The organism is Arthrobacter sp. ZGTC131 (assembly GCF_002929275.1).
Taxonomy (GTDB): domain Bacteria; phylum Actinomycetota; class Actinomycetes; order Actinomycetales; family Micrococcaceae; genus Arthrobacter.
This window is the reverse complement of sequence record NZ_PJIK01000051.1, coordinates 1-1,151: the sequence shown is the minus strand read 5'-3', so window position 1 is coordinate 1,151 and position 1,151 is coordinate 1. Positions and strand designations below refer to the sequence as shown.

The following is a 1,151-nucleotide window of genomic DNA, read 5'->3' as shown; positions in this document are numbered from 1 at the left end:
GCGGCGGCCTCTTCGTTGAATTCGACGCCGATGCCGGGCTTGTCGCCCGGGTGCAGGTAGCCGTCCACGAACGTCATGGACTGCTCGAACACCGTGTTGGTCGCGTCCGAGTGCTGCATGTATTCCTGGATGCCGTAGTTGTGGATCGCCAGGCCCACGTGCAGCTGCGCCGCGAACCCGACCGGGGAGATGTCGGTGGGGCCGTGGAAGCCGGACTTGATCTGGTACTGCGCGGCGAAGTCCATCACCTTCTTCAGCGGGGAGATCCCGCCGAAGTGTGTGGAGGCTGCCCGGACGTAGTCGATCAGCTGTTCCTTGATGATGGTCTGGTAGTCGTACACGGTGTTGAAGATCTCCCCGATGGCCAGCGGGGTGGTGGTGTGCTGGCGGACCAGGCGCAGCGCCTCCTGGTTCTCCGCCGGCGTGCAGTCCTCCAGCCAGAACAGGTCATAGGGTTCCAGCGCCTTGCCCAGCTTCGCGGCCTGGATCGGGGTCATCCGGTGGTGCCCGTCGTGCAGCAAAGGCAGCTCCGGGCCGAATTCGTTCCGGACGGCTTCAAACACCGACGGCAGGTGGCGCAGGTAGGCCCGGGTGTCCCAGTCCTCCTCCACCGGGAACGCCCCGCGCCCGGCGGGCTCGTAGTCATACCGCTCCCCCGAGGCCTGCGCCTGGGCCGCGACGCCATAGACGGCCTTGATGCCAGGGACGGCGGTCTGGATCCGGACCGACTTGTAGCCCAGCTCCAGATGCTCGCGGACCGAATCGAACAAAGACGGGATGTCCGCGCCCGACGCGTGCCCGTACGCCCGCAAACCGTTCCGCGACGCCCCGCCGAGGAGCTGATACACCGGCATCCCGGCGATCTTGCCCTTGATATCCCACAACGCCATGTCCACCGCCGCGATCGCGGCCATCGTCACCGGACCCCGGCGCCAGTACGAGGACCGGTACAGGAACTGCCAGGTATCCTCGATCCGATGCGGATCCTTCCCGATCAGCAGCTGCGCGACGTGTTCCTTGAGGTACGCCGCCACCGCGAGCTCGCGGCCGTTCAGGGTGGCATCACCGATCCCGGTCACCCCGTCCTCGGTGGTGATCCGGAGGGTCACGAAGTTACGGGACGGGCTCGTCACGAACACTTCCGCAGCAAT

General features: G+C 66.3%; 1 protein-coding gene. It reads right to left on the bottom strand.

Annotation, left to right across the window (positions count from 1 at the left end; translation table 11 throughout):
* On the bottom strand, positions 1 to 1,151 hold a 1,151-nt coding region (manD, locus tag CXQ90_RS21635; RefSeq protein ID WP_308470566.1), incomplete at both ends, for a D-mannonate dehydratase ManD.